General features: G+C 76.5%; 26 protein-coding genes. 8 read left to right on the top strand and 18 right to left on the bottom strand.

The genetic code is table 11. The features are described from left to right. Positions 1-151: 151 nt before the first annotated feature. Both ACI8AC_RS00290 and ACI8AC_RS00285 read right to left on the bottom strand, forming a co-directional pair. On the bottom strand, positions 152-832 hold the full coding sequence (locus ACI8AC_RS00290) for a winged helix-turn-helix domain-containing protein (RefSeq protein ID WP_456894112.1): 681 nt from the start codon (positions 830-832) through the stop codon (positions 152-154). Further along, positions 829-2,031, bottom strand: coding sequence for a sensor histidine kinase (locus tag ACI8AC_RS00285; protein WP_456894110.1), 1,203 nt, complete (start codon positions 2,029-2,031; stop codon positions 829-831). Before ACI8AC_RS00285 ends, ACI8AC_RS00290 begins: the two co-directional genes overlap by 4 nt. A gap of 228 nt (positions 2,032-2,259) precedes the next feature. Here ACI8AC_RS00285 and phoU point away from each other — a divergent pair, with 228 nt between their 5' ends. Then, positions 2,260-2,919 (top strand): phosphate signaling complex protein PhoU, encoded by a 660-nt coding sequence (gene phoU / locus ACI8AC_RS00280; RefSeq protein ID WP_456894108.1) that lies wholly within the window; start codon positions 2,260-2,262, stop codon positions 2,917-2,919. Between the two features lie 53 nt (positions 2,920-2,972). Here the strand turns inward: phoU and ACI8AC_RS00275 are convergent, their stop codons facing one another. After that, the gene (locus tag ACI8AC_RS00275; RefSeq protein ID WP_456894106.1) at positions 2,973-3,737 is read right to left on the bottom strand and encodes a phosphoglyceromutase; all 765 of its coding nucleotides are present in this window, start codon (positions 3,735-3,737) and stop codon (positions 2,973-2,975) included. Between the two features lie 34 nt (positions 3,738-3,771). Then, positions 3,772-4,071 carry a hypothetical protein gene (locus ACI8AC_RS00270; RefSeq protein ID WP_456894105.1) on the bottom strand — a complete coding sequence of 100 codons (300 nt, stop codon included), beginning with the start codon at positions 4,069-4,071 and terminating at the stop codon, positions 3,772-3,774. A 60-nt stretch (positions 4,072-4,131) separates the two neighbouring features. Between ACI8AC_RS00270 and ACI8AC_RS00265 the strand changes: the two genes are divergently transcribed. After that, positions 4,132-4,890: a methyltransferase gene (locus ACI8AC_RS00265; protein WP_456894103.1), complete on the top strand. Its 759-nt coding sequence runs from the start codon at positions 4,132-4,134 to the stop codon at positions 4,888-4,890. On the opposite strand, the gene ACI8AC_RS00260 is transcribed toward ACI8AC_RS00265, so the two are convergent. The 3 genes from ACI8AC_RS00260 to mshA are packed head-to-tail and all read right to left on the bottom strand — an operon-like array spanning position 4,863 to position 8,357. Next, on the bottom strand, positions 4,863-6,455 hold the full coding sequence (locus ACI8AC_RS00260; RefSeq protein ID WP_456894101.1) for an MFS transporter: 1,593 nt from the start codon (positions 6,453-6,455) through the stop codon (positions 4,863-4,865). The genes ACI8AC_RS00265 and ACI8AC_RS00260 overlap by 28 nt on opposite strands. Then, a complete protein-coding gene (locus ACI8AC_RS00255) occupies positions 6,452-6,988 on the bottom strand; it encodes a YbjN domain-containing protein (RefSeq protein WP_456894099.1) in 537 nt (178 codons plus the stop codon). The genes ACI8AC_RS00260 and ACI8AC_RS00255 overlap by 4 nt, the downstream gene beginning before the upstream one ends. 19 nt (positions 6,989-7,007) lie before the next feature. Then, on the bottom strand, positions 7,008-8,357 hold the full coding sequence (mshA, locus tag ACI8AC_RS00250) for a D-inositol-3-phosphate glycosyltransferase (RefSeq protein ID WP_456894097.1): 1,350 nt from the start codon (positions 8,355-8,357) through the stop codon (positions 7,008-7,010). 86 nt (positions 8,358-8,443) lie between these two features. On the opposite strand from mshA, the gene ACI8AC_RS00245 reads away from it, so the two are divergent. After that, complete coding sequence (locus ACI8AC_RS00245) at positions 8,444-9,229, top strand: SDR family oxidoreductase (protein WP_456894095.1); 786 nt, start codon at positions 8,444-8,446, stop codon at positions 9,227-9,229. A 109-nt stretch (positions 9,230-9,338) separates the two neighbouring features. On the opposite strand, the gene ACI8AC_RS00240 is transcribed toward ACI8AC_RS00245, so the two are convergent. Then, positions 9,339-10,346: a UDP-N-acetylmuramate dehydrogenase gene (locus tag ACI8AC_RS00240; protein WP_456894093.1), complete on the bottom strand. Its 1,008-nt coding sequence runs from the start codon at positions 10,344-10,346 to the stop codon at positions 9,339-9,341. A 34-nt stretch (positions 10,347-10,380) separates the two neighbouring features. Between ACI8AC_RS00240 and ACI8AC_RS00235 the strand changes: the two genes are divergently transcribed. Genes ACI8AC_RS00235 through ACI8AC_RS00220 form a run of 4 tightly spaced genes read left to right on the top strand, consistent with a single transcriptional unit; the run spans position 10,381 to position 12,746 of the window. Beyond that, positions 10,381-11,238, top strand: a complete 858-nt coding sequence (locus tag ACI8AC_RS00235; RefSeq protein WP_456894091.1) for a class I SAM-dependent methyltransferase — start codon at positions 10,381-10,383, stop codon at positions 11,236-11,238. 38 nt (positions 11,239-11,276) lie between these two features. Then, positions 11,277-11,648, top strand: a complete 372-nt coding sequence (locus tag ACI8AC_RS00230; protein WP_456894089.1) for a hypothetical protein — start codon at positions 11,277-11,279, stop codon at positions 11,646-11,648. Continuing rightward, positions 11,645-12,508, top strand: a complete 864-nt coding sequence (locus ACI8AC_RS00225) for a spermidine synthase (RefSeq protein ID WP_456894087.1) — start codon at positions 11,645-11,647, stop codon at positions 12,506-12,508. Before ACI8AC_RS00230 ends, ACI8AC_RS00225 begins: the two co-directional genes overlap by 4 nt. 31 nt (positions 12,509-12,539) lie before the next feature. Continuing rightward, positions 12,540-12,746: a PspC domain-containing protein gene (locus tag ACI8AC_RS00220; protein ID WP_456894086.1), complete on the top strand. Its 207-nt coding sequence runs from the start codon at positions 12,540-12,542 to the stop codon at positions 12,744-12,746. Positions 12,747-12,755: 9 nt separating this feature from the next. Here the strand turns inward: ACI8AC_RS00220 and ACI8AC_RS00215 are convergent, their stop codons facing one another. The 10 genes from ACI8AC_RS00215 to murD form a co-directional block, all read right to left on the bottom strand. After that, positions 12,756-13,043: a DUF2516 family protein gene (locus ACI8AC_RS00215; RefSeq protein WP_117375531.1), complete on the bottom strand. Its 288-nt coding sequence runs from the start codon at positions 13,041-13,043 to the stop codon at positions 12,756-12,758. A 118-nt stretch (positions 13,044-13,161) separates the two neighbouring features. Next, the gene (locus ACI8AC_RS00210) at positions 13,162-13,962 is read right to left on the bottom strand and encodes a hypothetical protein (protein WP_456894084.1); all 801 of its coding nucleotides are present in this window, start codon (positions 13,960-13,962) and stop codon (positions 13,162-13,164) included. Then, positions 13,959-14,468, bottom strand: a complete 510-nt coding sequence (locus ACI8AC_RS00205) for a helix-turn-helix domain-containing protein (RefSeq protein WP_456894082.1) — start codon at positions 14,466-14,468, stop codon at positions 13,959-13,961. Before ACI8AC_RS00205 ends, ACI8AC_RS00210 begins: the two co-directional genes overlap by 4 nt. A gap of 112 nt (positions 14,469-14,580) precedes the next feature. Next, complete coding sequence (locus ACI8AC_RS00200) at positions 14,581-15,588, bottom strand: asparaginase (protein ID WP_456894080.1); 1,008 nt, start codon at positions 15,586-15,588, stop codon at positions 14,581-14,583. 109 nt (positions 15,589-15,697) lie between these two features. After that, complete coding sequence (locus ACI8AC_RS00195; protein ID WP_456894079.1) at positions 15,698-16,258, bottom strand: RsiG family protein; 561 nt, start codon at positions 16,256-16,258, stop codon at positions 15,698-15,700. Then, positions 16,255-17,100 (bottom strand): 3-keto-5-aminohexanoate cleavage protein, encoded by an 846-nt coding sequence (locus ACI8AC_RS00190; protein WP_456894077.1) that lies wholly within the window; start codon positions 17,098-17,100, stop codon positions 16,255-16,257. Before ACI8AC_RS00190 ends, ACI8AC_RS00195 begins: the two co-directional genes overlap by 4 nt. Next, entirely contained in the window at positions 17,097-18,218 is a 1,122-nt protein-coding gene (gene ygfZ, locus ACI8AC_RS00185) for a CAF17-like 4Fe-4S cluster assembly/insertion protein YgfZ (protein WP_456894075.1), read from the bottom strand. The genes ACI8AC_RS00190 and ygfZ overlap by 4 nt, the downstream gene beginning before the upstream one ends. Next, positions 18,215-18,682 carry a Fur family transcriptional regulator gene (locus tag ACI8AC_RS00180; protein ID WP_456894073.1) on the bottom strand — a complete coding sequence of 156 codons (468 nt, stop codon included), beginning with the start codon at positions 18,680-18,682 and terminating at the stop codon, positions 18,215-18,217. The genes ygfZ and ACI8AC_RS00180 overlap by 4 nt, the downstream gene beginning before the upstream one ends. 35 nt (positions 18,683-18,717) lie before the next feature. Next, entirely contained in the window at positions 18,718-20,127 is a 1,410-nt protein-coding gene (locus ACI8AC_RS00175; RefSeq protein WP_456894071.1) for a hypothetical protein, read from the bottom strand. After that, a complete protein-coding gene (gene murD / locus ACI8AC_RS00170; protein ID WP_456894070.1) occupies positions 20,120-21,448 on the bottom strand; it encodes a UDP-N-acetylmuramoyl-L-alanine--D-glutamate ligase in 1,329 nt (442 codons plus the stop codon). Before murD ends, ACI8AC_RS00175 begins: the two co-directional genes overlap by 8 nt. Before the next feature lie 165 nt (positions 21,449-21,613). On the opposite strand from murD, the gene nhaA reads away from it, so the two are divergent. Further along, positions 21,614-23,002: a Na+/H+ antiporter NhaA gene (gene nhaA, locus ACI8AC_RS00165; RefSeq protein ID WP_456894068.1), complete on the top strand. Its 1,389-nt coding sequence runs from the start codon at positions 21,614-21,616 to the stop codon at positions 23,000-23,002. Positions 23,003-23,256: the final 254 nt, after the last annotated feature.

Genomic DNA, 23,256 nt, shown 5'->3' with positions numbered 1-23,256 from the left:
GAGTCGGGCCGACCCGGCTCGGCGCCGGCCGGGGACGGCTCCTGGCCGCGGTGGGTGCCCCGACGAGCGGGGCCCGCAGGGTCCCCGAGGAGCGGCCGGGCCGGTCCGGCTCAGCGCCGCCGCGGTGGGAGGCCGGTAGGCCGACGATGGGTCACGCCTCGAACTTGTACCCCAGGCCCCGGACGGTCACGAGGTGGCGGGGGTTGGCCGGGTCGGGCTCGATCTTGGCGCGCAGCCGCTTGACGTGGACGTCGAGGGTCTTGGTGTCGCCGACGTAGTCCGATCCCCACACCCGGTCGATGAGCTGCACCCGGGTGAGGACCCGCCCGGCGTTGCGCAGCAGCAGCTCGAGCAGGTCGAACTCCTTGAGCGGGAGGGCCACCTGCTCACCGTCGACGGAGACCACGTGCCGCTCGACGTCCATGCGCACCGGGCCGGCCTCCAGCGTCGCCTCGAGGGGCGGCTCCGCGTCACCGCCGCGGCGCAGCACGGCGCGGATGCGGGCGACCAGCTCCCGGGCGGAGTACGGCTTGGTCACGTAGTCGTCGGCGCCGAGCTCGAGCCCGACGACCTTGTCGATCTCGGCGTCCTTGGCCGTGAGCATGATGATCGGCACGCTGCTCCGGGCCCGCAGCGAGCGGCACACCTCGGTGCCGGGCAGGCCGGGCAGCATGAGGTCCAGCAGCACGATGTCGGCGCCGCCGCGGTCGAACTCCGAGAGCGCCTCGGGACCGGTCCCGGCGACGACGGCGTCGAACCCCTCCTTCCGCAGCATGTAGGACAGCGCGTCGGAGAAGGACTCCTCGTCCTCCACCACGAGCACTCGCGTCATGACCGTCCCTTCGAGACGTCGGCGGCGACGGCGTCGCCGGCTGGGGCATCGGGGTCGGCCGCCGGGCGGGCGGCCAGGGGGATGCGGAGGGTGAACGTGGAGCCGAGGCCCTCCTCGCTCCAGACGGTCACCGAGCCGCCGTGGTTGCTGGCCACGTGCTTCACGATGGCGAGGCCGAGGCCGGTGCCCCCGGTGCTGCTGGCCCGCGACTGGTCGACCCGGTAGAAGCGCTCGAAGATCCGGGAGCGGTCCTGCCGCGGGATGCCGATCCCGCTGTCGGTCACCGTGATCTCCGCGAAGCCGGACCGGGCCCGGGCGCCCACGGCGATCCGGGTGCCCTCGGGGCTGTAGGTCACGGCGTTGGCGAGGAGGTTGGTCACCGCGGTGGCCAGCTGGGACTCCACCCCGCGGACCACGAGGCCCTGCTCGCCGCCGGTGGCGATGGGGATGCGCTTGGCCGACGCCGCCAGCCCCGTCCGGTCGACCGCCTCGGCGACGACGCGGTCGACCTCGACGGGGACCAGCTCGGGCATGGGTTCGCCGCCCTGGAGGCGGGAGAGGTCGATGAGCTCGCGGACCAGCCGGCCCAGCCGGTCGGCCTCGTGGCTCATCCGGCTGGCGAACCGGCGCACCGTCTCGGGGTCGTCGGCGGCGTCCTCGATCGCCTCGGCCAGCAGGGACAGCGCGCCCACCGGGGTCTTCAGCTCGTGCCCCACGTTGGCGACGAAGTCGCGGCGGACGGCCTCCACGCGCCGGGCCTCGGTGACGTCCTGGAGCACGAGCGCGACCGGCCCCGTGCCGGGTCCGGGCTCCGCGGACAGCAGCAGGCCGTGCACCCCCACCATGCGCGGGCTGGACCCGAGCAGCGCCCCGGGCAGCGACACGTCGGTGCGGGGCCGGCCGCCGTCGCGCACGGCACGGGCGACCTCCAGCAGCTCGGGGACCACCAGGCGGGTGTCGCGCACGATGCCGAGCCCGCGCGCGGCCCGGTTGGCGAGCACCACGACGTCGGCGGGGTCCAGCAGGACGACGGCCGGGTCCATGAGGTCGACCAGCCGGCGGGCGAGGATGGCCTCCGGCAGCGGGGCCGGCGGCGGTGGCGGCGGCTTCGGGCCCAGCCGGGCGGACCGCAGCAGGACGGCGGCGACCAGGGCGCCACCGACGACCAGGCCGACCACGAGGGCGACCGTGGGGCTCACGACCGTGATGCTAGGCGGCCGCGACCCTCCGTCATCGCCCGTCCGGGTGGCGCAGCACCCGGGACGGGGACTGTTCACGCCGCGGTGCCCGCCCGTTCACCGTCCCGGCAGCCCCATCGCGGGTGCTGGACCTACCCTCGACGGGGAGTGCGCCCGCGACGTCGAACCCACGGCCCGCGGCGCCAGCTGCCCCACGGCCGTGCCCGGCCGGCCGACGAGGAGGACACGGTGCGCCAGCACTACCACGAGGAACTCGACGACATCAACAACTGCCTGGTCGAGATGACCAACGCCGTTGGCTCGGCGATGAGCAAGGCCACCACCTCCCTGCTCGACGCCGACGTGGACCTGGCGAACCTGGTCATCGAGGGCGACGAGCGCATCGACGACATGCGCACGAGCATCGAGGAGCGCTGCTTCACGCTGCTGGCCCGCCAGGCGCCGGTGGCCACGGACCTGCGCACGATCACCGCGGCGATGCGGATCATCGCCGACCTGGAGCGGATGGGGGACCTCGCCGTCCACGTGGCCAAGCTGGCCCGGATGCGGTTCCCGGACCGCGCCGTCCCGCAGGAGCTGCGGCCGATCTTCCTCGAGGCCGGCCACGTGGCCGAGAGCCTGGTCCGGCAGACCGCGGCCGTGATCGCCAAGCTGGACGTGGACGCGGCCGCGGCCCTCGAGGCCGACGACGAGCTCATGGACAAGCTGCACCGGCAGCTGTTCGCCGAGCTGCTGGCCAACGACTGGTCGCACGGCATGGAGGCGGCCATCGACATCACCCTGCTCGGCCGGTACTACGAGCGCTTCGCCGACCACGCGGTGAGCGTGGCCCGCCGGGTGGTCTTCCTGGTGACCGGCGAGCGGGAGATGCACGCCACCGCGAACTGACCCGGGCGGCCCCCTGCCTCCCCGAGCTCCCGGGGGAGGCAGGGGGCCTCCGGCTACTTGCGGCCCTGGTTGCGGACCGCCTCGATCGCGGCCGCGGCCGCCTCCGGGTCGAGGTACTCCCCACCGGGCCGCACCGGCCGCAGGTCGTCGTCGAGGTCGTAGCGCAGCGGGACGCCCGTCGGGATGTTCAGGCCCACCACCTCGTCGTCGCCCATGCCGTCGAGGTGCTTCACGAGCGCGCGCAGGCTGTTGCCGTGCGCGGCCACGAGCACCGTCTGGCCCAGGCGCAGGTCCGGCACGATCGCGTCGTACCAGTAGGGCAGCATCCGGACGACGACGTCCTTGAGGCACTCGGTCGTCGGCCGGGCCTCGGACGGCAGGAACGCGTAGCGCGGGTCGCCGTCCTGGGAGAACTCGCTGCCGGGCTCGATGGGCGGCGGCGGGGTGTCGTACGACCGACGCCACGTCATGAACTGCTCCTCACCGAACTCGGCGAGGGTCGCGGCCTTGTCCTTGCCCTGCAGCGCGCCGTAGTGCCGCTCGTTGAGCCGCCAGGAGCGCTTGACGGGGATCCACTGCCGGTCGGCCTCGTGCAGGGACAGCTCGGCGGTCATGATCGCCCGGCGCAGCAGCGAGGTGTGCGAGACGTCGGGCAGCACGCCGTGCTCGGCCAGCAGCCGGCCACCCTTCGCGGCCTCCTCCCGCCCCTTCTCCGACAGCGGCACGTCCACCCAGCCGGTGAAGAGGTTGGCCTTGTTCCACTCGCTCTCGCCGTGGCGGAGCAGGACGAGGGTGTAGGTCGAGGACGACGTGGTCACGGCGCCATCCTGCCCGACCCGGCCGGGACCGGCCTCACGCGGTGAGCAGCGGCCAGAGCACCCACAGCTCGAAGGCCGCCGGCGGCAGCAGCCCGGCGAGCAGCCAGGGACTGCGCACCCGGCGGGCCGCCCCCCAGCGCAGCGCCGCCACCGCACCGACGCTGCAGGCGATGCCGACGCACAGCCAGACCACCACCGCGGCCACGTCGACGACGAGCAGCTGGGCGACCAGCAGCCGCACCGAGGCGAGCACGAGGGGGTAGGCCAGCGCCGAGGCGGCGACGACCCCCACGCAGGCCCGCACGAAGCGCTCCTGCACCGTCAGCTCCTGCACCACCGGAACGCTAACCGCTCCCGGGCGCCGGCGCGGGCCGGCTGGGGCAGGATCGCCCAGGTGGGTGCCGGGCAGCGGTGGGCGGACGAGCTGGCGGAGTGGGCGATCGACCCGGGGATCCTGGCGGCCGCGCCCGAGTCGCCGTACGGCTTCCCGCCGGGCCTGTTCGGCAGCACCCGGCGGGCCGGGCTGACGGTGGCCGCGGTGCGGGCGGTGGCGCCGCGCAGCGTGCTGGACGTCGGCTGCGGCGGCGGCGCGGCGAGCATCCCGGTGGGCGCAGCCGAACTGCTGGCCGTCGACTCCTCCCCCGAGATGCTCGAGCGCTACCGGGCCGCGGCCGGCGGCACGCCGGTGCGGACGTGGTCCGGGCGCTGGCCCGACATCGCCGCCGAGCTGCCGGCCGCCGACGTCGCCGTGGCCGCGGACGTCGTCTACAACGTCCCGGACGTCGACGCCTTCGTCACCGCGCTGACCGGGCACGCCCGGCGCCGGGTGGTCGTCGAGCTGGCCGACGTCCACCCCTGGACCTCGCTGGGGCCGCTCTGGCGGCACTTCCACGGGCAGGACCGCCCCGCCGGCCCCACCGCCGACCTGTTCGGGGAGGTCCTCGCCGAGCGGGGCATCGCCGCCTCCCGCGCGGTCGAGAGCCGGCCCGACCCGTGGCGCGACGCCCCGGAGGACGTCGTCCTGGCCTTCACCCGGCGGCGGCTGTGCCTGCCGGTCGAGCGGGAGCCCGAGGTGGCAGCGGCGATGGCCCGGCTGTCCGACGACCGGCCGCGGACGTCGGTGACCTACTGGTGGGACGGCGCGGCGACCTGACCCCGCCGGCGCCCGGGCAGCCAGGTGAACACGACCACCGCGGCCACGGCCGATGCGGTCGCCGTCCCCAGGGCCGTGACGTGCATGGCCGAGACGAACGCCTCCCGGGCGGGGTCGACCAGCGCCCCGGCCGCCGCGGCCAGCTCCTCGTCCCCGCCGGCCCGGGCCCGCGCCAGGGCCTCCAGGGTGGCGACGACGGAGGTCCGGGCGTCGGCGCGGACGTCGGCCGGCAGCACGTCGAGGGCGTCGCCGAGCCGCGCCGCGTAGGTCGCCGACAGCAGCGAGCCCAGCGTCGCCACGCCGAGCGCACCACCGACCTGGCGCACCGAGTTGTTGACCGCCGCCCCGGCGCCGGCCTTGTGCCGAGGCACCACCGACATGATCGACTCGGTCGTCGGGGCCATGACGGCGCCCATGCCCAGGCCCTGCACGCTCAGCACGGTCAGCAGCAGCGGCAGCGGCGACTCGCCGTCGAGCAGCTGGAAGCCCAGGAACGACGAGCCGATGAGCACGAAGCCGGTGCCGACGACGGCCTTCGCGCCGAAGCGCTCGGCGAGCCGGGAGCTCTGCGGGGCCATGAGCGACATGCCGAGCGCGACGGGGATGAGCGCGGCACCGCTCTCCAGGGGGCTGTAGCCGCGGACGCCCTGCAGGTAGTAGACGAGGTAGAAGGTCGCGCCCATGAGGGCGAAGAAGTTCAGCCCCAGGGCGGCCGCGGCGGCGGAGAACGCGGGGTTGCGGAACAGCGAGACGTCGAGGGCCGGGTGGGTGGAGCGCCGCTGCAGCCAGACGAAGAGGGCCAGCAGCAGCACCCCGCCGACCAGCGGGACCAGCACCCCGGGGGAGGACCAGCCGGCGCCCGAGCCGCCGTGGATGATCCCGTAGACCAGCCCGGCCAGCGCCACGATCGACAGCAGCACGCCGGGGACGTCGAGCCGGCCGGGCGCGGGGTCCCTCGACTCGGGGACCAGGGCGAGGGTGCCGATCACCCCCAGCACGGCCACCGGGACGGCGATCAGGAAGATCGCCCCCCACCAGAAGTGCTCGAGCACCGCGCCGCTGGCCAGCGGCCCGCCGGCCACTGCCAGCCCGGCCGTCCCGGCCCAGATCCCGATGGCCCGGCCGCGCTCGCCGGCGGGGAAGACGTTGGTGATGACGGCGAGGGTGGCCGGCTGCACCGCCGCCCCGCCGACGCCCATGACCGCCCGCCAGAGGACGAGCTGCCACGGGCTGTCGCTGAAGGCGCCGAGCACCGAGCCCAGCGTGTAGATCGACAGCCCGATCAGCAGCACCCGCCGGCGGCCGATCCGGTCCCCGACCACGCCCCACGAGAACAGCAGCCCGGCGAAGACGAGGATGTAGGCGTCGATCGCCCACTGCAGCTGCCCCTGGGTGGCGCCGAGCTGGCGCTGCAGGGTCGGGATGGCCACGTTCAGCGTGGTGTTGCCCATGATGACCACGAGCAGGCACAGCGTCATGGTCCCCAGCACCCACCAGCGGCGGGCGTAGCCGGGGGGCAGCTCGGCGTCCTGCGGCGCCGGTGCGGTGCGGTCGGTGGCGGTCACGCCCCGCCGTCCGCGGACCTCCGGCCGCGCCGGCCGGGGTCGGCGAAGTCGGCGAACGCCTGCAGGTTGGCCAGGGACTCCCCGCGCGCGACCCGCCACTCCCACTCCCGGCGGATCGAGGTGCCGAAGCCGATCTCGAGCAGGGTGTTGAAGTGGTCGTCGGCGTAGCTCAGCACCGCGCCGAGGACCCGGTCGAGCTCCTCGGACGTCACCGCGGCGTGCGGGAGCCGGCCGGTCAGGTAGACGTCCCCGACGGCGTCGATCGAGTAGGCCACCGCGTACATCCGGGCGTTGTGCTGCAGCAGGTAGGTCCACAGCTGCTCGCGGTTCTCGTCCGGCTGCCGGCAGACGAAGGCCTCGACGCGCAGCGAGTGCTCCCCCACGACCAGGCCGCAGACCGTCTTGAGCTTCTGGGTGCCCGGCAGGTCGACCAGCCAGCGCCCGGGGGCGGGGTGCTCGTGCACCAGCTCGGTGTCCCGGAGGGCCTGCGCGATGACGGCGTCCAGCTCGTCGATCGTCCGTCGTCCGCTCACCGCACCTCCCCGGCCGTGCTCAGCGTGCCACCTGCGCGCCCGGGACCGGGAGGACGGGGCCCAGCGCCCGCGCGGGGCGCAGCACCGGCGCCCGGCCCCGCGCCGCGGCGGCCATCTCCGTCCCCGCCGCCGCGTAGGCCTCCACCAGCGCGTCCACCGTGCGGTCCCAGGAGAAGGTGCCGGCGTGCCGCCGGGCCCCCGCCGAGAGCAGCTCCCGGCGGCCGAGCACCGCGCGGATGGCGGTGGCGTAGTCGGCCGGCTCGCGGGTGCCGACCAGCACCCCGGAGACGCCGTCGCGCACCGCGGTCGGCAGCCCGCCGACGGCCGCGGCGACCACCGGGGTGCCGCACGCCTGGGCCTCCAGGGCCACCAGGCCGAAGGACTCGTTGTGGCTGGGGACCACGGCGACGTCGGCGGCCCGGTAGTGGAGGGCCAGCCGCTCCGCGTGCTGCGGGGGCAGCAAGCGCACGCGGTCGCCGATGCCGAGGCGGGCGGCCATCTCCTCGAGCCGGCGGGGCGCGTCCAGGCCCGAGCCGCTCGGCGCGCCGACGACGTGCACCTCGAGCCGGTCGCGCAGCCCCGGGTCGTCGGCGAGCATGCGGGCGGCCGTCTCCAGCAGCAGGTCCGGGGCCTTGAGCGGCTGGATGCGGCCGACGAAGAGCAGGACGACGGCGTCCCGCGGCACGCCCAGCTCCCGGCGTGCCGCCGCGCGGTCACCCGGGCTGAAGCGGTCGAGGTCGACACCGGGCGGGACGACCAGGGTGCGGCGCGGGTCGGCGCCGTAGTGCTCGACCAGCTGGCGGGCCTCGTCGTCGGTGTTGGCCACGAGCCGGTCGGCCTCGGCGACCACCTGCTCCTCGCCGATCACGCGGGCCCGGGGCTCGGGCGAGTCGCCGGCGGCCAGTGCCGCGTTCTTCACCTTGGCGAGGGTGTGCGCGGTGTGGATGAGCGGCACGCTCCACCGGTCACGGGCCAGCCAGCCGACCTGCCCGGAGAGCCAGTAGTGCGAGTGCACGACGTCGTAGTGCCCCGGCTCGTGCTGGGCCTCCTCGCGGAGCACCGCCGCGGTGAAGGCGCACAGCTGCGCCGGCAGCTCCTCCTTGCCCAGGCCCTCGAACGGCCCGGCGCTCACGTGCCGCACCGTGACGCCGGGGGTCATCTCGACCACCGGGGGCAGGTCGCTGGAGGTGGCGCGGGTGAACACGTCGACCGCGATGCCTCGCGCGGCCAGCCGCCGGGAGACCTCGACGACGTAGACGTTCATCCCGCCGGCGTCGCCGGCACCGGGCTGGTCGAGGGGGCTGGTGTGCACCGAGAGCGTCGCCAGCCGGCGGGGCACGGCCGACCGGGGACGGCGGCGAGCGGCCACGTCCGACCTCCCGCCCTCGCTCCTGGTCGGGGCACCGGAGGCACCCGCTCGACTCCTCATCCTGCACCAGCGCCAGGATCGTCCTCATGGCCGACCCCTCGTCCCAGTCTGCATCCGCCTCCGCCGCCCTGCCCGGCTCGGGCCGGACGGCCGTCGTGACCGGTGCCTCCAGCGGCATCGGGGCGGCCACCGCACGGCGGCTGGCCGCCGAGGGCTTCGACGTCGTCGTCGGGGCCCGCCGGCTGGACCGGCTGACCGCGCTGGCCGAGGAGATCGGCGCCCGCGCGCTGCCGCTGGACGTCACCGACCCCGCGTCCGTGGACGCCTTCGTCGGGGCCCTCGACCGGGTCGACGTCCTGGTCAACAACGCCGGTGGCGCCTACGACGCCGCCCCGGTCGCCGAGGCCGACCTGGGGTCCTGGCAGCGCACGTACGACGTGAACGTGCTGGGCACCGTCCGGCTGACCAAGGCGCTGCTCCCGGCGCTGGTGGCCTCCGGCGCCGGCGACCTGCTCTTCGTCGGCTCCACGGCCGGGCTGATCAGCTACGAGGGCGGGGCGTCCTACACGGCCGCCAAGCACGCGGTGCACACGCTGGCCGAGACGCTGCGGCTGGAGCTGTTCGACCAGCCGGTCCGCGTGGTGGAGATCGCACCCGGCATGGTGAAGACCGAGGAGTTCACCCTCAACCGGGTGCAGGACCGGGAGAAGGCCGAGGCGGTGTACCGCGGGGTGCGCGAGCCGCTGGTGGCCGAGGACGTCGCCGACTGCATCGCCTGGGCGCTGACCCGGCCGCACCACGTCAACGTCGACCTGCTCGTCGTCCGCCCGCGGGCGCAGGCCGCCCAGCACAAGGTGCACCGCGAGGGCTGAACCGGGTCCCCGTCTCGCGCCGGGCCACCGTGATCACGGGGTTGTCGCACGTCGACACCCCGCCGTCGGCGTGTCGACCGGCGAGAAGCCCGAGATCGCGGCGGAAGGGTCAGGGATGGATCGCCGTGGGCTCGCGCTCGAGGGTCACGCCGAACCGCTCCTGCACCGCGGCGATGATCTTCTCGGAGAAGGCGAGCAGCTCCTCGGCGGTCGCCCCGGGCTCGGTGGTCAGCGCGAGGCTGTGGCGGGGTGAGGTCCCCACCCGCCCGTGGCGCGTGCCGCGGCCGAAGCCGGCGTGCTGCACCAGCCAGGCGGCGCTGAGCTTGACCGTGCCGTCGTCGGCGGGCCAGCTCGGGCAGCCCTCGACCGCCCGCTGCACCGGGACGACGGGATTGGTGAAGAAGGAGCCCGCGCTGCGGCTGGTCGGGTCGGCGAGGTCCCACACCATGCCCTTGCCGCGGCGCAGCTCGAGCACGGCGGCGCGGACGGCGGCCAGCGGGGCGCGCTCCCCGAGCTCGACGCCGAGGGCGCGCGCCAGCTCGGCGTAGCCCACCGGCCGGGACAGCTCGCCGGGCTCGAGCTCGAGGGAGACGGTGAGGACGACGAACCGACCGGGCTCGCGCTTGAGCCGGCTGTCCCGGTAGGCGAACCCGCACTCCTCCGGGGTGAGCACGCGCTCGGCGGCCGCCACGCGGTCCCAGACCCGGACGGCGGTGGTGACCTGGCCGACCTCCTGGCCGTAGGCGCCGACGTTCTGCACCGGTGTCGCGCCGGTCGAGCCCGGGATGCCGGACATCGCCTCCAGCCCGGCCAGCCGCTGCTCGACGGTGTGGGCGACCAGGTCGTCCCAGGGCTCGCCGGCCTGCACGACCAGCCGGCCCCCGTCCCGCTCGACGCCCCGGCTGCGCACCACGACCACGTCCCCGGGCCACCCGGCGTCCGGGCCGATCAGGTTGGAGCCGCCGCCGAGGACCAGCAGCGGCCGCCCCGCGGCGTCGGCGTCGCGGACGGCGGCGACGAGCTCCTCGGGGTCGGTGACCTCCACCAGCCGGTCGATCGGCCCGCCGACGCCGAGGGTCGTCAGGTCGGCGAAGCGGGCGTCGTGTCGGACCTGCACGGCACCACGCTAACCGCGACTACGCTCCGGACGGGTGAGCGAGGCCGGCGGCGGGGACCACAAGCGCCGGGCCAGCCTCCCCCGGAAGGCCGCCCCGCGGCTGGCCGCCGGCCGCGCCCGCGCCCTCGGCCTGCCGACCCGCGGCACCACCAACGCCAACCGGCTCCGCCGCGTGGACCGCTGGCTGCTGGCCACCCAGGTGCCGCGGCTGCGCGACGCCGCCCGCCCGCTGGTGGTCGACCTCGGCTACGGCTCGTCGGCGGTGACCACGCTGGAGCTCGCCGACCGGCTCGGCCCCGAGGTCCACGGCCTCGAGGTGGTCGGCCTGGAGATCGACCCGGCGCGGGTCGCCGCCGTCCAGGCCGACCGCGACCCGCCGCGCGTCGACTTCCGGGTCGGCGGCTTCGAGCTCGCCGGCCTGCGGCCGGTGCTGGTGCGCGCCTTCAACGTGCTGCGCCAGTACGACGAGGAGTCCGCGGCGCGGGCGTGGGCCACGATGAGCGCCGGGCTCGGGCCGGGCGGGTTGCTCGTGGAGGGCACCTGCGACGAGTGGGGACGGCGGGCGGCGTGGGTCGCCCTGGACGCCGACGGCCCGCTGACCCTCACGCTGTCGGCCCGGGTGGCCGACCTCGACCGCCCCTCGGACCTGGCCGAGCGGCTGCCCAAGGCGCTCATCCACCACAACGTGCCGGGCCGGCCGGTGCACGCCTTCCTGCAGGCGTTCGACGCGGCGTGGGCGGCGGCCGCGGGGCTGTCGGCGTTCGGGCCCCGGCAGCGCTGGACCGCCGCGGCCCAGGCCCTGGTCGACCAGGGCTGGCCGCTGGTCGGCGCCACGCGGCGCTGGAAGCACGGCGAGGTCACGGTGCGCTGGTCGGCGGTCGCGCCGTCCTGACCGGTAGCCCGCGCGTGCGGTGCGGCACGATGTCGGCCGTGCCCGTCGAGGAGAGCCTGCGCCGCGACTGCCTGACCGCGATCGCCCGCGAGGGCGAGCGGTTCGGCGCGCCGGGCCTGGCCGAGGACGGCGCCGACGAGGGGCTCACCGTGGTCGTGCCGCGCCGGGCGCACCTGCCGGAGCCGGCCGCCGCCCGGGCCACCGTCGCGGTCACCTGCTGCGACACCGGGCGGGCGTGGTCGGTCACCCTGGACCGCGGGACGGTCCGCGTCGTCCCGGGCGGCACCGACGCGGCGGACGCGGCCGTCGCCGGGACGGCGAGCGCGCTGCTGCGGCGGCTGCGGGGGCGGCCGGCGGAGGGGACCGTGCGGGGCGACCGGGCGGCCGAGGCGCTCCTGCGCGGCCGGTGAGCCGCCGCGACCGGGCCGGCGACGAGACCCTGCCGGGGCGGACGCCGGTCGACGGCGGGCCGGCCGAGCTGCTCGGCGACGCCGACCGGGACGGCGCGTGGGTGCTGCTGGTGGACGGGACGCCGCAGTCGCACGTGGACCTCGCCGACCCCGCCCACCTGGAGTTCGAGTACGTGCGCCGCATGGGCCACGTGCTGGACCTGGCCGCGCCCGAGGGCCGGCCGGTGGACGCGGTGCACCTCGGCGGCGGCGCGCTCACCCTGCCCCGCTACCTGGCGGTGACCCGGCCCGGGTCGCGGCAGCGGGTGGTCGAGGTCGACCAGCGGCTCACCGACCTGGTGCGCGAGCGCCTGCCGCTGCCCCGCGGGGCACGGGTGCGGGTCCGGGCGGCCGACGCCCGCGAGGGGCTGAGCGCGCTGCGGCCCGCGTCGGCCGACGTCGTGGTCAGCGACGTCTTCGCCGGGGCGCGGACGCCGGCGCACCTGACCACGGTCGAGTACGTCACCGAGGCCCGGCGGGTGCTGCGCCCGGGCGGGGTCCTGCTGGTCAACGTGGCCGACGGTCCGCCGCTGGCCTTCGCCCGCCGCCAGGTGGCGACCCTGGGCGCGGTCTTCCCCGAGGTCTGCCTGCTGGCCGAGCCGGGCACGCTGCGCGGCCGCCGGTTCGGCAACCTGGTGGCGGTCGCGTCGGACGCCGCGCTGCCGGTGGACCGGCTGGTCCGCCGGTGCGCCGCCGACCACATGCCCGCGCGCGTGGTGGCCGGCGACGACCTGCGGGGCTTCGCCGGGCGGGCGCGGCCGGTGCACGACGCGGACGCCGTCCCCTCACCCGAGCCGCCGGAGGGGGTCTTCAGCAGGTGAGGAGGTCGCGCCGCCGCCGTAGGGTCGGGGCATGACGACGCCTGTCTACCGCGGACCGCTCCGGCGCGACATGCAGCACAAGATGGTGGCGGGGGTGTGCGCCGGGCTCGCGCGCCGCTACAACCTGTCCCGGACGGGGCTGCGGCTGGCGTTCGTGCTCTCCACGATCCTGCCCGGGCCGCAGTTCATCGCCTACCTGGTGCTGTGGGTGGTCATCCCGCCGGACACCCGCCGCTGAGGCAGCGGCTCACCAGCTGGTGCCGCCCCGGCGCAGCTGGCGGACCGCCGGCCGCACGTCGACGAGGTAGACGACGGCGGCGATGATCGCCGGCAGGCCGAGGAAGCTCATCGGACCGACCCAGAAGACGACCAGCAGGGCCAGGCCGGTGATCGCCGCCCAGGCCGGCTTGGTCAGCTTGCCCGCGGCCACGTAGCCGGGGGCCGGGCGCACCAGGGCGTCCACGAACGCCCAGGCGGTCAGCGCCAGGGCCCCGTAGTACAGGCCGAGGAAGACGACCCCGTCGAAGGACAGCATGCCCGGAGGGTACCCGCCCGCGGGGCCCTGACCGAGGACTCGCGCGGACCGCCCCCGGACGCGCGCAGGCCCCCGGTCGCCGTCGGCGACCGGGGGCCTGCAGGAGGGCGACCTGGGGTCAGGCGTCCTTCTCGGAGGTGCGCTTCGTGGTGCGGGCGCGGGTCACGCGGGCGGTGGTGCCCCCGGCGGTCCGCTTGCGGGCCGGCGAGGACTTCTTGGCCGGGCTGCGGCGGGCCGGCGTGGCCTTGGCCTCGTCCTTGACCTCGTCCTTGCCCCCGTCCTCGCCCTCGACCTCGTCGAGCGCGGCCTTGGCGGAGTCGGCGACCTCGGCGGTCTTCTCCTCGGCCTTGTCGGCGGCCTTGGCCGCACGGGCGGCGGTTTTCTGGGCCACCGAGGTCACCTCGTCGGAGGCCTCGGAGACGGCCTCGGCGGTGTCCTCGAGGACCTCCTCCAGGGTGTCCTCGACGGTGTCGACCGCGCGCTCGGCGCGGGCCACCAGCGTGCGGAAGGACGGCTGGCGGCGCAGCTCCTCGACGACCTCGCCACCGCGGACCGCGAGGGTCTCGATGGTGGCCACGGCCTGGGTGCGGGCGGTGCTCACGAGGCCGGCGACGCTGCCCACGACGGCGTCGGGGCGGACGGCCGCGGCGAGCGAACCGACGGAGGTGCGGGCGTGCTGCACGGTGCCGCGGGCGCGCTGGGCGGCCTCCTCGGCCCGGGTGCGGGCCTCCTTGGCGGCCAGGTCGACCTGGACCTGGGCCTCGCCCGGCAGGGCCTCGGCGCGGCTGCGCAGCTGCTCGACGACGGTCCGGGCCCGCTCGACGGCGAGGTCACCGGCGCCGACGGCGGCCAGCAGGACGGTCTTGTTCTGGACGGCGACGGTCTCGCCGTACTTCTTCAGGCTCTCGGTGGGGGTCATGCCGACTCCTCCTGGGTGCGGGACGGGGTGGTCCGGGGGGTGGCGGGCACGGGCCCGGCGGCCGCGTGCTCACGCACGTAGGTCTCGTACAGCTCCAGCAGCACGGCCCGGTGCCGCTCGGACAGGGCCGGGTCCGACCGGATCGCGGCGACCGTGTCGGGCGTGCCCGCCCGGCGGTCGAGGATCCCGGCCTGCTCGTAGAGCGTCTCGGCCGAGATCTCCAGGCCCTTCGCGATGGCGGACAGGATCTCCGCCGAGGGCTTGCGCAGCCCGCGCTCCACCTGGGAGAGGTAGGGGTTGCTGACCCCCGCCGCGCGGGCGAGTTCCCGGAGGGACACCCGGGCGGCGCTGCGCTGCTCCCGGATGAACTGGCCGACCTGCGAGCCGACCGCCGACACGTTGGACCGCTCGGTGGCGACCGTCCCCGCGACGTCGGCCGCGAGCTGGTCCACCTTCTCGCGGACGGTGGTCACCTGCCCGCGGACGAAGTTCCCGGGGTGCTGCACGTCCTCGACGCTAACCGCGGGTGCTAGCTGCTGCAAGCGCTCCGGCTAGCAGGCCGGGGTGAGGTCCGTCACGCCCGGCGCGCCGTCCTTGACCGGTGCCGCCCGGGACGTCTCAGCCCGTGAGCGCCGCCGCCGCGCGCACCTCGCCGACGACGCCGTCCCCTCCGCTGACCGCGGTGAGCGCCCACGGGGTGAGCAGCGCCGGGTCCACGCCGAGCCGGGCGAGCCCGGCGCAGAGGGCGGGGGTGCGGCCGCGGTCGCCGCCGTCGGCCAGCTTGAGGGCGACCGCGCCGCGCCCCGGGACGGCGGCCACGTGCACCCCGTCGGCCCCGCCCTTGACGAGGAGGCCCTCGACGGCGCGCATCAGGTCGGTGTCCTCCCGGCCGGTGCCGGCGACGAACCAGGGGTGCGCCCGCATGGCGTCGGCGACCGACCGCTCCGTCGTCCCGTCCGGCGCCTCGACGAGCGAGGACACCCCGCGGGCCAGCCCGGTGAGCGGCAGCGCGTGCTGGGGGGCACCGCACCCGTCGACCACGACGGCGGCGACCGGCGTGCCGGCGGCCTCGCCCAGCCGCGCCTCGACCGCCCGTTGCAGCGGGTGCCCGCGGTCGAGGTAGCCGGCGGTGGGCCAGCCGGAGGCGACGCAGGCCGAGAGCATCGCGGCGTGCTTGCCCGAGCAGTTCATCGCCAGGCGCTCCCGGGCCCGCCCGGCGGTCAGCCACCCGGCCCGGGTGGGCTCGGAGGAGGGCAGCGCCGGCGGGCAGCCCAGGTCGTCGGGGGTCAGGCCCGCGGCGGCCAGCATCCCGGCGACCAGGTCGCGGTGCGCGTCCTCGCCGGAGTGCGACCCGGCACCGATGGCCAGCTCCTCCCCCGACCGCGGCGCCCAGCCGGCGGCCAGCAGCGCGGTGGCCTGGACCGGCTTGTTCGCCGAGCGCGGCAGCACCGGGCGGTCGACGTCCCCCGCCGCGAAGCGCACCTGCCCGTCGGTGCCGACCACGACGAGCGCACCGCGGTGCACCGACTCCAGGAAACCCGAGCGCCAGACCTCCACCAGCACCGGCTCGTCCGGCCACCCGGCCGACGGCACCGGCGCCGACCCCGGGCTGGTCACCGTGGTCACGCCCGGCCTCCGACCAACGCTGGTCCGACCCGAGGGCCCGTCGCGGCCCCCTCCCGGGACCCGCGCCGAACCTGCGAGGCGTGGGGAGCAGGGGGTCCTCCCACCTTCATCAGTGCCGGGCCTCGGCGGCCAGCAGCGCGGCCACGTCGGCCTCGCCGTTGCGGTAGCGGCGGCCGAGCTCGGCGGCGAGAGCGTCCATGACCTGCTGGACGCCCCGGCGGCGCTCGGACAGCGAGACCTCGGCGGTGGCGAGCGCGCGGGCCGCCTGCTCGAGGTCGGTGCCGGAGAGGTCGGGCACCACGGCCGGGTCGACGCCCGGGGTGAGCGCGGCGACCCAGGCCTCGTAGGCCTCCGGGTCGGCCGGCTGCACCGTCTGGTGGCGGCCCAGGCCGTGCGCCGGCCCGCGGCCCTTCTCGGCGAGGATCTCCGGCAGCAGGTCCAGCAGCGAGCGGCCGTCGTCCTCGGCCCGCCGCTGCAGCTCGCGGCGCAGGATGTCCAGCCGCCCCTGCAGCAGCCGCCGGGTGTAGGAGAGGTTGACCTCCTCCTGCTCGGCCTGGCGGCGCAGCCGGCGGACGTCGGCCATCGGGCGCTGCACGGCGGCGCCCAGGAAGCCCGGGTCGAGCAGGGCGTCGACGGCGGCCCCGCCGGCGGGGGGAGTCGGGCGGGTCACGGTGTTGCCTCCACGGATGTGCGGGGGATGCCGAGCAGCGCCCGGGCCTCGGCGGGACCCAGCGGGGGGCGCTGGGCGATCCGCGCGAGCCCGGCCGCGCGGGCGACCAGCTGCGCGTTGTCGCGCACCGGCTCGCCGGGTGCGTAGGTCAGGGTGTCCTCCATGCCGACGCGCAGGTGACCGCCGGCCGCCAGCGCGGTGAGCATCACCGGCAGCGAGGTCCGCCCGACGCCGGTCGCGGCGAACGTGGCGCCGGGCGGCAGGAGGGGCAGGCAGGCGGTGAGCGCCTGGGCGGTGCCGGGCATGCCGCCGGGCACGCCCATGACCAGGTCGGCGTGCACGTGCCCCCCGTGCGGCGGACCGTGCCGGTCGAGCAGGCGGGCCAGCGTGGCGAGGTGGCCCAGGTCGAAGACCTCGTACTCCGGGACGATGCCGCGGTCCTGCATCCGCGTGTGCAGCTCGACGATGAGGTCCCACGGGTTGCTGAAGACGTCCCGGCCGAAGTTGACCGTGCCCAGGGACAGCGAGGCGGCGTCGGGGGCGGCGTCGAGGACGGCCAGCCGCGCGTCGAACGGGTCGCTGACCGCGCCGCCGGTGGACAGCTGCACGACCAGGTCGGTGGCCTCGCGCACGGCGGCGACCACCTCGCGGACGTACCCGAGGTCCAGCGTCGGCCGGGCCTGCGCGTCGCGGACGTGCAGGTGGACGACGGCGGCCCCCAGCGCCTGGCAGTCCCGCGCGGTGGCCACCACCTCCTCCACCGTCACCGGCAGCGCCGGCACGTCGGCCTTGGCCGACTCCGCACCCGTCGGCGCGACGGTGATGAGGGTGCCGGACGTCACCGCTGGATGGTCGCAGACCGGACGGCCCGGACCCGTTCGCGGGCCGCCGCCCGAGTGTCGTCCACCGCCGCGGGGAGGTCGTCCGGGTCGATCGCGGCCCGCGCCTCCCCCACGGCGAGCTCGGTGCCCGGGGTCACCGACTGCTTGACCAGCGCCAGCGCGACCACGCCGAGCTCGTGGTGCCGGACGGCGGTGCCGACGCGGCCCACGTCCCGGGCGCCGGCGCGCACGGGCGTGCCCGGGGCCGGTAGGTCCTCGCTGACCCCGTCGAGGTGCAGGAGCACCAGCCGGCGGGGCGGGCGGCCGAGGTTGTGCACGCGGGCCACGGTCTCCTGCCCGCGGTAGCAGCCCTTGTCCAGGTGGACGGCGCTGGTCAGCCAGCCGGTCTCGTTGGGGATGGTGCGGTGATCGGTGTCGACGCCCACCCGCGGCCGGCGGGCCTCCACCCGCAGCGCATCCCAGGCGTCCCGGCCGGCCGGGGTGGCGCCCGCGGCCAGCAGCGCGTCGGCGAGGGCGGCCAGCTCACCCCGCGGGACGAGCAGGTCGACGGCGTCCGCGCCGTCCCCGACCGGGGGCGTGCGCCGCAGCCAGCCCCCGCCCTCGCGGGGCACCACCTGCCACACCTCGCCGGGCACCGGGAGGCCGGCGGCGGTGAGGACGGCGTCGGCCTGCGGGCCGGCCAGCGTCAGCAGCGCCCGGTCGCCGGTGACCAGGGCGGGCTCCACGCGCAGCAGGAAGCGCATCCGGTCCAGGAACGCCAGCAGGGGCTCCCCGGCGCCGGGCTCGGTGTCGATCCAGGTGGTGCCGGCCAGGTCGGCGAGCACGAGGTGGTGCTCGACGTGGCCGTGCGGCGAGAGCAGCAGCGCCTCGGTGCCGGTGCCCTCGGCGAGCCGCTCCAGGTGCTGGGAGGTGAGGCTGTGCAGCCAGGTCAGGCGGTCCGCGCCGGGGACGGCGAGGACGTCCCGGTCGCTGCGGTCGACCAGCGCGGCCCCCTCGGCCAGGGCGCGCTGCTCGCGCAGCGGGTCGCCGTAGTGCGCGGCGACGGCACGGGAACCCGGGACGGACCCGCCCTCCACGGGGACGGCGCCCGGGCGGGCGAGCAGGGGTGAGCGGTTCATGGGGACTCCGATCCGGCGCGGTCCTGGCAGGCGCGGCACGTCCCCGACAGCGCGACGTGCCCCACGTCGAGCTGGAAACCGAGATCGGCGGCCAGACGTTCCGCCGCCGCGTCGAGGAGGGCGGGGTCGGCGGAGGAGATCTCCCCGCAGCCGGAGCAGACGACGTGCAGGTGCGGGTGCTCGGCGGCGTGGTAGATCGGCGCGCCCCGGCCCAGGTGGGTGTGCCACACGAGCCCGAGCCGCTCCAGCAGCTCCAGGGCGCGGTAGACCGTGGAGGTGTCGGGGGCGGCGCCGCCCGGCCCCGCCTCCTCGCGCAGCCGGGTCGCGATGGCCTCGGGGGTGGCGTGCTCGAGGGCGGCGACCGCGGCCAGCACCCGCTGGCGCTGGGTGGTCAGCCGCAGGCCGCGGGCGCGCAGGCGTTCGGCCAGCGGGGCGGCGAGCTCGGACGAGGGCGTGTCGGCCACACGTCGAGCCTAGGCCGGGAGCGGCCGGGCGGGGCTCAGCCGACCGGGGTCCGCGCCTGCGCGAGCGCCCGGCGCAGCGCGGCCAGGTAGGGGGCCGGGACGGCGTGCTCGCCCCGCGGCTCGAGGAATCCCGCGATCGTCGCGCCGGTGACCCCGGCGAAGGCCGCGGCCTCCGCGCCGAGGGCCCGCACGACCGGCGCCTGCCCCCACGCGGTGCTACCGGCCAGGTGCGCCATCGCGGCGGCGCTCTCCGCCCGCTCCCCGACGCAGTCGAACGGCTTCTCGGTCGCCCACAGCACGCGGAACCCGTCGACGAGCGAGGGGTCCTCCAGCGGGTTCCCGCCGAACATCGCCGCCGCCTCGGCCGGGGGGAGGAACACCGCGAAGCAGAGGAAGGTGAACAGGCACTTGTCGCAGTGCAGGCACCAGCGCTGCTCGGCCGGGCCGCCACCGGCCAGGCCCATGTGCCGCTGCGTGTAGGAGCGGTTGCACGAGAGGATCTCGCCGCGCAGGTCGGGCAGCGCGGCCACCGCGGCGACCGTGGCCAGCTCCGACAGCTGCCGGGTGAGGCTGAAGTAGCCGACGCCGACCTCGGCCGCGGCCGCGGCGAACAGCCGCTCGAACTCGTAGGACTTCGAGTACTGGTGGTTCACCCGGGCGCCGTCGACCTCCATGGTCTCCTCGTCGGCGGAGCGCTCGTTGGCGAACACGACCGGGTCGAAGCCGCCGAGGACGGCGACCAGCGTGGCGATGGCCGAGTTGATGGCGGTCACCGGCACGTGGCCGTTGAGCCCGCCGGCGCGGGTCCGCTCGGCCAGCAGGGGGTCCAGCCGGCGGCGGACGCCGAGCAGCGGGACGCCGGCGGCGGCCGTGACGTCGCGCTGGGCGTCGGTGGGGTTCACCGCCAGCGCGGTCGCCGGGGTGACGACCACGAGCGCCAGCGCGGAGTCCTTCCCCCCGCCGACCGGGAGCAGCGCCCCCGAGCCGCCCGGGGCCGCCGCGGGCAGGACGTCGCCGCGCGTGCCGGCGTCGACGGCCACCTCGTGCGGCACCGGCAGCCGGTTGACCGCGGCGAACTCGCCGAGACCGTGGGTGTACGCCGCCTCGGCCACGGCGAGCTGGGCCTCGGTCAGCGGCCGGGTGACCGTCACCCGGCCGGGCGCGCGCAGCTTGTAGTAGCTGGTCCCCATGACCAGGTGCACCAGGTCGAGCGCCGCCTCGAGCCGGGCCGGGTCGGGCGCCGTCCCCAGCAGGGCGGGGTCCAGGGTCAGCCGCTCGGTGAACTCGTCGTCGCCGAGCCGGTAGGAGAAGGTGGCCTCGCCGGTCGCCGGGTCCAGCGCCCGCGTCGTGAGGACGAAGGCTCCCGGGGCGACGGCACCGGGAACCGCGGCACCGGGGGCGACGGCACCGGGAGCGACGGCACCGGGGGCGACGGCGTCAGACACGCTCGGCCCCGGCGGCGAGGACGATCTGCTCATAGCTGTCGGCCAACTCCTCGTAGTTGCGGTACCGGTTGTAGCTGGGGGCGCCCGGCGACAGCAGGACGACCCCACCGGGCGGCGTCGTCCGCACCGCCTCGGCGACGGCCTCGGCCAGCCCCGCGGTCTCGGTGACCGGCGCGGGCAGCCCGGCCGCGGCCGCGGCGGTGCGGAGCTCGGCGGCCAGCCGGGCGCCGGTGTCGGGGACGGTCACCACGCGCACCTCGCCGCCGCGGGCGACCACCGAGCGGGCGAGGTCGCCGTAGTCCAGGCCGCGGTCCTGGCCGCCGGCGACGAGGGTCACCGGCCGCCCGGGGAAGGCGTCGAGCGCGGCGAGCACCGACACCGGGGTGGTGCTGAGCGTGTCGTCGACGAAGGTCACGCCGTCGCGCACCGCGACCGGGGCCAGCCGGTGGGGCAGCGCCCGGAACGCGGCCACGGCCGCGCGGACGTCGTCCCCGTGCGCGGCCAGGTCGGTGCCGGCGAGCACCGCGGCGGCCAGCGCGACGTGCAGGTTGGCCACGTTGTGCAGGCCGGGCAGGTGCCCGGCCGGGAAACCGGCCAGCAGGTCCGCCGGCACGACCGCACCGGGGTCGACCAGCTGCGCCGGGTCGAGGTGGTGCAGGGCGGTCTCCCGGGCCTGCGGGGCGACCACCACGGTGCCGGGGCCGCAGCCGGCGAAGACGTGCAGCTTGTCCCGGTAGTAGGTGGCGACGTCCCCGTGCCAGTCCAGGTGCTCGGGCGCCAGGGACGTCACCGCGCCCCAGCCGCGGAAGTCGTCGACCGCGGCGGCCTGGTAGCTGGAGACCTCGACGACCAGCGTCGTGCCGTCGCCGACGGCGCCGTCGAGCAGGACGTCGAGCAGCGGGGTGCCGATGTTGCCGGCGTGCACCGCCGGCCGGCCCGCGGCCGTCAGCACGGCGGCGGCCAGGGCGCTGGTGGTGCTCTTCCCCTTCGTGCCGGTGACGCACAGGGTGGGGACCGAGCGCGCGCCGAACTCGGCCAGCGCCAGCGCGGTGCCGGAGGTGACGGTGGTGGCGGCGGCCAGCGCCCGTGCGTCCGCGCGGTAGGGGCTGATGCCCGGGGAGCGGACCACCACCTCGCACCCGGCCAGCGCGCCCGCGTCGGTGCCGGCCTCGACGTCCGCGGGCAGCCCGGTGGGCGGGACGGCGTCGACCACCAGGACCGCCGCGGCGCCGGCGGCGCGGGCGGCGCGCACCGCGGCCCGGCCCTCGCGTCCGTGCCCCCAGACGCCGACCCGCCGGCCGGCGAGGGCGGCGAGCCTCACCGGTGGCGAGTAGCGGGACGGGCGGTCACGGCGCCCACTGTACGGAGGAGGCCCCTCGACGACCGGCGACCGCGGGGGGTGCCCGGTAGAGTCGGGCGCGGTGCGCCGGGAAGTCTGGTCGGCAGCGTCCTGACCGACCCCGGACCCCCCACCTGGAGCCGCGCCATGACCAACCCCACCCGTACCCCGCGGCTGTTCGGCCGGGGCTCCTGGACCGAGGCCAGCCGCATCGCCTCGGTCCTGCGCAAGGAGACCGTCGGCGGCGCGCTGCTGCTCGTGGCGGCGGCCATCGCCCTCGTCTGGGCCAACTCGCCCTGGTCGGAGAGCTACGAGGCGCTGCGCGACACCGAGGTGGGGCCCGAGGCGCTGCACCTGGACCTGTCGCTGGGTACCTGGGCCGCCGACGGCCTGCTGGCCATCTTCTTCTTCGTCGCCGGCCTGGAGCTCAAGCGCGAGTTCGTGGCCGGCGACCTGCGCGACCCCCGGCGGGCCGCCCTGCCGGTGGCCGCCGCGATCGGCGGCATGGCCGTGCCGGCGCTCTTCTTCGTGCTGATCAACCTGAACGGGGCGGAGGGTGCGCTGCGCGGCTGGGCCATCCCGGCGGCGACCGACATCGCCTTCGCGCTCGCCGTCCTCGCGGTGATCAGCACCCACCTGCCCAGCGCGTTGCGCACCTTCCTGCTCACCCTGGCGGTGGTCGACGACCTCCTGGCGATCGTCGTCATCGCCGTCTTCTACACCGCGTCCCTGGCGGTGGCCCCGCTGCTGCTGGCGCTGATCCCGCTGGCGCTGTTCGGCTTCCTCGTGCAGAAGCGGATCCGGTCGTGGTGGCTGCTGCTCCCGCTGGCCGCCGTCACGTGGGTGCTCGTGCACGAGTCGGGCGTGCACGCCACGGTGGCCGGGGTCCTGCTGGCCTTCACCGTCCCGGTGGTGCGCAGCGAGGCGGCCGGCGGCCCCGGCGCCGGCCCGGGCCTGGCCGAGCACTTCGAGCACCGGATCCGCCCGCTGTCGGCCGGCGTCGCCGTCCCGGTCTTCGCCTTCTTCTCCGCCGGGGTGACCATCGGCGGGCTGGCCGGGCTCACCGAGTCGATCACCGACAGCGTCGCCGTCGGCATCATCGTCGGCCTGGTCGCCGGCAAGGCGATCGGCATCACCGCGGCCACCTGGCTGGTCTCCCGGTTCACCCGCGCCGAGCTGGACGAGAACCTCGGCTGGCCCGACGTCGTCGGGCTGGCCCTGCTCGGCGGGATCGGGTTCACCGTCTCCCTGCTCATCACCGAGCTGGCCTACGGCATCGAGTCCGAGACCTACGACCACGCCAAGGTCGGCATCCTCGGCGGCACCCTGCTGGCCGCCCTGCTGGCCACGGTCATCCTCCGGCTGCGCAACCGCCGGTACCGGCGGATGTTCGAGGAGGAGCAGATCGACCGCGACCACGACGGGATCCCGGACGTCTACCAGACCGAGATGGTCGACGACGTCGCCGACCACGACCCGGACTGGAAGGGCGCTCCCCCGCCCGGGCGCACGGTCCGCGATTCCGCCGAGAGCTGACGCAACCGCGTTGCCCCGCTCCCCGGCGGGACGTACCGTCGGGGTACACGGGAGAGGAGGTGGTCCGAACAATTGCATGCTTATCGGACTCGTGAGGTGGCTGTCCGCTAGCCGCCGTCCAGATGGGCCGCCCGTCCGGTGTGGAAGCCGGACGACGGCATGATCGCCCGTCCGTCGACCGGCGGCGAGCGAGAACCGGACAGTCACCCGACCCCCGGGCTGCCGACCGTTGTCCAGTCGGCCCGCGTGCGACT

The organism is Geodermatophilus sp. SYSU D00758, from assembly GCF_054049955.1.
This window is presented reverse-complemented; position numbering and strand designations above follow the sequence as displayed.